6 protein-coding genes are annotated in these 6,731 nt (G+C 36.0%); 1 reads left to right on the top strand and 5 read right to left on the bottom strand.

Annotation, left to right across the window (positions count from 1 at the left end):
- Positions 1–315 precede the first annotated feature (315 nt).
- The gene (locus ACEWK1_RS10300; RefSeq protein WP_212137518.1) at positions 316–1,209 is read right to left on the bottom strand and encodes an AraC family transcriptional regulator; all 894 of its coding nucleotides are present in this window, start codon (positions 1,207–1,209) and stop codon (positions 316–318) included.
- A gap of 109 nt (positions 1,210–1,318) precedes the next feature.
- Between ACEWK1_RS10300 and ACEWK1_RS10305 the strand changes: the two genes are divergently transcribed.
- Positions 1,319–2,257 carry an EamA family transporter gene (locus ACEWK1_RS10305; RefSeq protein WP_212137516.1) on the top strand — a complete coding sequence of 313 codons (939 nt, stop codon included), beginning with the start codon at positions 1,319–1,321 and terminating at the stop codon, positions 2,255–2,257.
- Between the two features lie 149 nt (positions 2,258–2,406).
- On the opposite strand, the gene ACEWK1_RS10310 is transcribed toward ACEWK1_RS10305, so the two are convergent.
- The 4 genes from ACEWK1_RS10310 to ACEWK1_RS10325 form a co-directional block, all read right to left on the bottom strand.
- Positions 2,407–3,324, bottom strand: coding sequence for an aldo/keto reductase (locus ACEWK1_RS10310; RefSeq protein WP_416636168.1), 918 nt, complete (start codon positions 3,322–3,324; stop codon positions 2,407–2,409).
- A 190-nt stretch (positions 3,325–3,514) separates the two neighbouring features.
- Entirely contained in the window at positions 3,515–4,357 is an 843-nt protein-coding gene (locus ACEWK1_RS10315; protein WP_212137512.1) for an aldo/keto reductase, read from the bottom strand.
- A gap of 187 nt (positions 4,358–4,544) precedes the next feature.
- Positions 4,545–5,198, bottom strand: coding sequence for a 2OG-Fe(II) oxygenase (locus ACEWK1_RS10320; protein ID WP_212137818.1), 654 nt, complete (start codon positions 5,196–5,198; stop codon positions 4,545–4,547).
- Positions 5,199–5,410: 212 nt separating this feature from the next.
- On the bottom strand, positions 5,411–6,124 hold the full coding sequence (locus ACEWK1_RS10325; protein WP_416636170.1) for a 2OG-Fe(II) oxygenase: 714 nt from the start codon (positions 6,122–6,124) through the stop codon (positions 5,411–5,413).
- Positions 6,125–6,731: the final 607 nt, after the last annotated feature.

Raw genomic sequence — 6,731 nt, forward strand, 5'->3', positions numbered from 1 at the left:
CTGTGTAGAAACAAGAGAATCGGTAGAACAACCAACAATTTATTACATTCAGGAAGGATAAACGGCATTTTACTAAAAATCTACAAAATAAGACAGATACTTTGAAGGTGATCAAGCTAAAAAAACACCACCAAATAGGTGATGTTTCTACTATTTTTACTTTCTTCACTTCAAGGATTCTGCTAACTTTTTATAAGAGTTGTTTATGTTCAGGCCCCAATTGATGATAGTCAAATTATTGGGTGATATCATGGAAGCTTTTGCTAAATACGACATTTATTCACACTATTAATGGAGGCTACTTGCACTAATCCCTTACCCTTTTTCCCTTAGCTTATATTTTTTATATGCCAACGGAGTCATGTTCGTTGTTTTTCGAAATTTATCAATGAAATAGCTTGTGCTGTTAAAGCCTACTTGATAGGCAATTTCTGTTACGTTTAACTCAGTTTGTTGGAGTAAGATCAAGCTATTCTGAATGCGATAATCCGTCACATAGCTTAATGGTGTTGTTTTTAAGGTTCGTTTAAAGTAACGGCAGCATTCCGAACGACTTAACTGACCTGCCTTGGCGATATCATCTAATGTTAATTTTTCAGCAAAGTGAGAATGAACATAGTTTAGCATTTCCTTCATACGTTTATTTTTTTGAACCTCAACCTGATCATACTCCAATTTGAAACCATTAACGATGAGGTTCTTCCATAGAGAAGTTAAGGAAATAGATACATCCATTTCATAGTAAGGTGCTTTTTGATGGATCAATTGATGAATGGTAAAAATGGCACTTAAAATATTTTCACCCCAGACCTCATCAGAATTTAATAGTAAATATGATAGATTGGTTGCTCGTAGATAAGGTGAAACATAGGTTGCATAGAGCTCCTGTGGTAAAAGAAAATGTGGAGAAACATTCAAGCAAAGATATACACATCCTGAATGATCCTTATCCTCCGCCATATGCAAGCATTCACTATTTATAAAAAGCCCCTCTCCTTCTCTCACACTTAAGCTTTCTTCATTTATTTGAAAAGTGGCCTCACCTTTTAAAATAAAAACAAATTGAAGTTCTTCATGCCAGTGAAGAGGAATATATCCATTAATATTTTTGTTAATCGTTGTTTCATAGCACGCTATGGGTAATTCAACCGTCCGATGCTTCGTCAGTTCTTTTAAACTTTTATCTATTTTAAAATTTTTAATCTGCATACATCCATCACCTCAATATTGTGATACTTTTTGATTCAATTTAAGTATATTTCAGTTGTTTTTCAGCTTATTATTACACTATTATTATATTTTGAGGTGGTCAATACAAATGAACTCATCTTCTAGAAAAATTGGATATTTGCTTGTGATAACAGGAGCCATTTTTTGGGGTGTTGGAGGTACGGTAGCACAAAAGCTTTTTCAGCAATATGCCGTTAATGTTAACTGGCTCGTAACTACACGATTGCTTATTGCTGGTATGTTACTTTTATCTGTTCAATACTTTCGTAAAGATCGGTCACAAATACTAGGAGTGTGGAAAACAAAAAAAACAGCCATACAACTCTTAATTTTTGGGATACTCGGTATGTTAGCCGTTCAATACACATACATGGCCTCTATTAAATATGGAAATGCAGCAGTCGCCACCCTCCTACAATATTTGGCACCAGTTATGATTATTATCTATTACATTTTTCGAAAACAAACTGTGCTATCAAGACAGGATACCATCACTGTTTTTCTTGCTTTATTGGGCTCATTTTTCTTATTAACAAATGGATCTTTTTCTCAATTGTCTGTCCCCCCACTTGCTGTCATTTGGGGAATACTATCAGGTGTAGCACTTGCTTTCTATACATTATACGCTGTTCCCCTACTTAAGAAATTTGATACATTAGTCATTGTAGGTTGGGCTATGATCATAGGTGGTTTAGCATTAAGTATGATCCATCCACCATGGAAAATAGAACTAGCAACTTTACCACTCGAGGCCTATCTTTACTTTCTTTTTGTCATTATCTTTGGCACAATGTTTGCCTTTTGGTTTTATATTGAAAGCTTACAAAGCTTATCTCCAAAAGAAACAAGTCTTTTAAGTAGCGTAGAACCACTTGCAGCTGTCATCACCACAGTCATTTGGCTAAAAGAACCATTTGGATCTCTTCAATGGATTGGTGCTCTTAGTATTATCGGTATGATTTTGTTATTAGCGGTGGGAAAAAAGAGTTCTGCCGAGGTTGAGGTTGAAGAAGTGAAGGTGGGGTAGGGAGGGAGTGCCTGTCACTCCCCGAAGTTTGTCGAATAACAATGAGATACTTTCACTCGGGATTAAATAGATGTTTCAAGCCATTAGCAAAAGCACCCTTCAGTCAATGAAGACTTTAGGATGCTTTTTCTTTTATATCTACCTATTCATTAAGGAAGCACATTACCAGCTGCGCGGAAAATACTATACCATTCTTCACGTGTAAGCTTGATTTCACTTGCTTTCACGCAATCTTTTAATCTGCCTTCATTCATTGTACCGATTACTGGCTGCATTTGGGCTGGATGACGTAATAGCCATGCAATCGCAATCGTTGTATTGCTTACTTCATATTTTTTTGCAATTTCATCGATTTTTTGATTTAGTTCCGGGAACTTTTCGTTGCCTAGGAATACGCCTTCAAAGAATCCATATTGAAACGGAGACCATGGTTGAATGGTAATATCGTGCAATCTGCAAAACTCAAGAACACTAGCATCTCTATTCACAGCAGCCTCATTTTCCATGTTCACATTAAATCCGTTTGAGATCATCGTTGCGTTTGTAATACTTAATTGCAGTTGATTCGCAACAATTGTTTGCTTAACTGACTTTTTAAGCAGTTGAATCTGCATTGGATTTTGGTTGGAAACACCGAAATTACGTACCTTTCCTGAGCTTTCAAGAATATCGAATGCCTCCGCTACTTCTTCTGGCTCCATTAATGTATCTGGACGATGAAGCATCAAAACATCTAAATAATCAGTTTTTAAGCGTTTTAAGATTCCATCAACCGATTCTAAAATATGCTCTTTAGAAAAATCGAACATTCCATTACGAATCCCGCATTTGGATTGTAGGATGATTTTTTCTCGAACATCATCGTTCATATGAATGGCATCAGCAAAGATTTCTTCACATTCTCCTCTACCATAAATATCGGCATGATCAAAGAAATTTGCGCCCAATTCCATTGCTGTTTGGACGAAGTGCTCTGCCTCGTTTCTTTCAAGTGAATTAATACGCATACAACCTACTGAGACAACAGGCACGTCTAACGTACTTTTTCCAAGTTTCATTGTCCTCATGAATGGATATCCTCCTTTTAAAAACCTACTTTATATTGTTGTTTGTCTATCTAGTTATGTAACCGACATACAGGTTTGGATATGTATCCTTACCGATTTTCCCACAATAGGATAGCGTTTACAAGGAAACAGTGTTTTCGTTGTAACTTTTTAACTAAGTACCCAAAGATCGTTCTTTGCACCTTTTAAATTAAAACTCCTCATACACAGCAGGATCTTGATTATTAATTCTTCCATCGGGTTGAGTTAATTCTAAGATCATACTCATTTCAGTCTCATCTAACGAAAAGTCAAAAATGAAGATATTCTCGAGTTGTCGTTCTTTAGATGCTGATTTCGGAATACTAACTGCCCCCAGCTGATAATGCCATCGTAAAATAATTTGGGAAACCGATTTGTTATGATTATCAGCAATCTCTTTCAATGTAGGATGTTGTAACACGTCATTAGCTCGTGCTAACGGGCTCCACGACTGAATCTGAACACTATTTTCTTCATGCCATTTTCTTAATTCAGCCTGATTATAAAACGGATGAAGTTCGATTTGATTGATGCTTGGCTTCACCCCTGTTTCGTTTTCAAGACGTTCAATATGTTCCGGTAAAAAATTACAAACACCAATCGAACGAATCAATCCTTGTTTTTTTGCATCTATTAATGCTTGCCATGCTTCTACATATAGATTTTGCTTCGGATTGGGCCAGTGTATTAAATATAAATCATAATAATCAAGATTTGCACGGTATAACGACTCTTCAATTGTTGTAACAGCTTTTTCATATTGCTGATAGCGACCTGGAAGCTTGGATGTAATTCGTAATTCTTCTCTTGAAACTGAACTCCGTCTAACAGCTTCTCCGACCGTTCCTTCGTTTTCATAATTATAAGCAGAGTCAATCAGTCGATAGCCAAGGTCATCAATCGCACTTTGGATAGACTTTACACCTTGATTGCCTTTAAGTTTATATGTTCCTAACCCAATGACTGGAAGGGTACTACCATCATTAAGGGTTATATTCGGAATTGAAACCACACCTAATCACTCCTTTTTCGTAATAGTTTTAGGTTACCATATTTTTCAATAAGACTCATAGTTATTGAGCTTGGTTTAGTAAAAAAATAATCGAGTTTCATGGAAAAGTTTATCAGTCTATTCATTACAAAAAGCGCACTTCAGAGAGATGCGCTTTTTCATTCATCTATTATTTAAAAGATAGAATTTACTCTTTCACTCGTCTCCTTCTCATCCATTGTGTTGCCGCCCATTTATCTCCAACAATAACAGGAGCTCCACCGTGAAGAGTTAACTCATTTAATGTTTGATTATCATAAAAATACTCAAAATACACGGCCATCCCTTTTTGAGGTGAAACTGAAAAATTCAGTTTGGGAAAGTATGTTTCCCCGCCTTCCTCTACATCATTTAAGTACATAACAAGTGTGCTAATTCTAGGATTACTTACAGGCCTACTTGCTGAAGCAAAATAATCATAATGTTCCTTATATTCCTGGCCAATTTGATAGTTTAAAATTTGCAGGCCTTCTCCATGCTCATACGGAATGTTCATAATTTGAGAGACTCGTTTTTCAATTCTAGTAACAAGTTCATTTTCACCATCTTGAAAAAACATGCTGCTGCTAGTTCTTAGTTCATCTAATTCACGTGAATTTCCAATCTTTGAACGGCGCATTCTATCTTTCGATAACCTAATTAGTTCATCACATTCTTCATCGCTTAAAACATTTCCTAAAATGGCGATTAGGGGTTCCTCTAATCGTGCAATGATCTTAATTTCCCGATCATCTGTCATAATTTTATTACCAATGTGATTAAAAATAGATTGTTCTTTAATCGTTAATTCATTAGCATCCATTGTCAACTTTCATCAACCTCTTATTATTAAATTTTTAAAAATTAGGTTTTGTTATTAGAACACGCCTTTTATAGAATTAATCAAATGAACTGAAACCTTTTCATTCAAAAAGAATGCTAAGATTGAATTTATTTTACACCTAGCATTTCAGCTTTTCTACTACTTTATTTTTACATTTTCAAAATGTTTTTTCTTTACTAGTTTTAGGTGTTTTATTTTGAATCATGAAAGATAATTCCTAGTCCAAAACGCTCTCCAGATGTTACTGTACTCACTCCGTGCCGAACTTTGTTTTTATAATATCCTTTCTTACCAAGAGCTGGCCTTTCATTTGTTGGAAAAATTAATGCACTTCCTTGATCAAGTGTAATAACATGCCCTCTGCTTTGAGCACGTGGAATTCGTTCAACTAATAAAGATTCACCACCTGTATAATGTTCATCTCGTTGATTTAAGATGAAAACCACTTGAAAAGGAAAAAAAACATCTCCATATAAATCCTGATGTAAGCAGTTAAATCCGCCTTCTTCATATTTTAAGATTAAAGGTGTTGGCCTCGTTTGCTCATGCTCCTCACATCTTTTTATAAACTCCTGCAGCTCAGCTGGATATTGTTCTGGTTTTTTTAAGTACCCTAACCATCGATTTGCTGTCTTTGCTAGCTCAGGATAAAAGGCTTCTCTTAAACTTTGAATCATATCAGGCAATGGATAGGTAAAATATTTATATTCACCACTCCCAAAGCGATATCTTTGCATATTAATAGTTGTTCTATATAATTCTTCCTCATAATAAATTTGAATGAGCTGCTCACATTCTTCTTTTGTTAGTAGTTGTGGAACTTTTGCAAAGCCTTGGTCATCTAATACTTGTTGAATTGACTCCCAATTTAATTGTTCGACTCGTGATTTTATGTCATGAAGCATATTAGACCTCCTTATATCCATTTACATATAATGGTATCTTTAACTATATTTGATTTTTTTATGATTAATTATTGGTTTGAAGGCAAATAACTCGTTTTCCTGATTTGATTCGGCCACTATTGAGACTCATTTTGGCTGCCAGCTCTTTTTTCTGTCCCGATTCAGCCACTATCGAGACTCATTTTGGCTGCCAGCTCTTTTTTCTGTCCCGATTCTCCTACTATCGAGACTCATTTTGGCTGCCAGCTCTTCTTTCTGTCCCGATTCGGCCACTATCGAGACTCATTTTCACTACCTGCTCTTCTTTCTGTCCCGATTTGGCCACTATCGAGACACATACTCATTGCTCACTCTTCTTTCTGTCCCGATTCTCCTATTATCGAGACTCATTTTCACTACCTGCTCCTCTTTCTGTCCCGATTCGGCCACTATCGAGACACATACTCATTGCTCACTCTTCTTTCTGTCCCGATTCTCCCACTATCGAGACTCATTTTCACTACCTGCTCTTCTTTCTGTCCCGATTTGGCCACTATCGAGACACATACTCATTGCTCACTCTTCTTTCTGTCCCGATTCTCCTACTATCGAGACTCATTTTCACTAC

The organism is Metabacillus sp. YM-086 (assembly GCF_048059995.1).
GTDB lineage: Bacteria > Bacillota > Bacilli > Bacillales > Bacillaceae > Metabacillus > Metabacillus litoralis_B.

Excerpts from the sequence above, each read along its gene's own strand:
- ACEWK1_RS10320 (WP_212137818.1), bottom strand. The coding sequence starts at position 5,198 with ATGGATGCTAATGAATTAACGATTAAAGAACAATCTATTTTTAATCAC.
- ACEWK1_RS10300 (WP_212137518.1), bottom strand. The coding sequence starts at position 1,209 with ATGCAGATTAAAAATTTTAAAATAGATAAAAGTTTAAAAGAACTGACG.
- ACEWK1_RS10325 (WP_416636170.1), bottom strand. The coding sequence starts at position 6,124 with ATGCTTCATGACATAAAATCACGAGTCGAACAATTAAATTGGGAGTCA.
- ACEWK1_RS10305 (WP_212137516.1), top strand. The coding sequence starts at position 1,319 with ATGAACTCATCTTCTAGAAAAATTGGATATTTGCTTGTGATAACAGGA.
- ACEWK1_RS10310 (WP_416636168.1), bottom strand. The coding sequence starts at position 3,324 with ATGAGGACAATGAAACTTGGAAAAAGTACGTTAGACGTGCCTGTTGTC.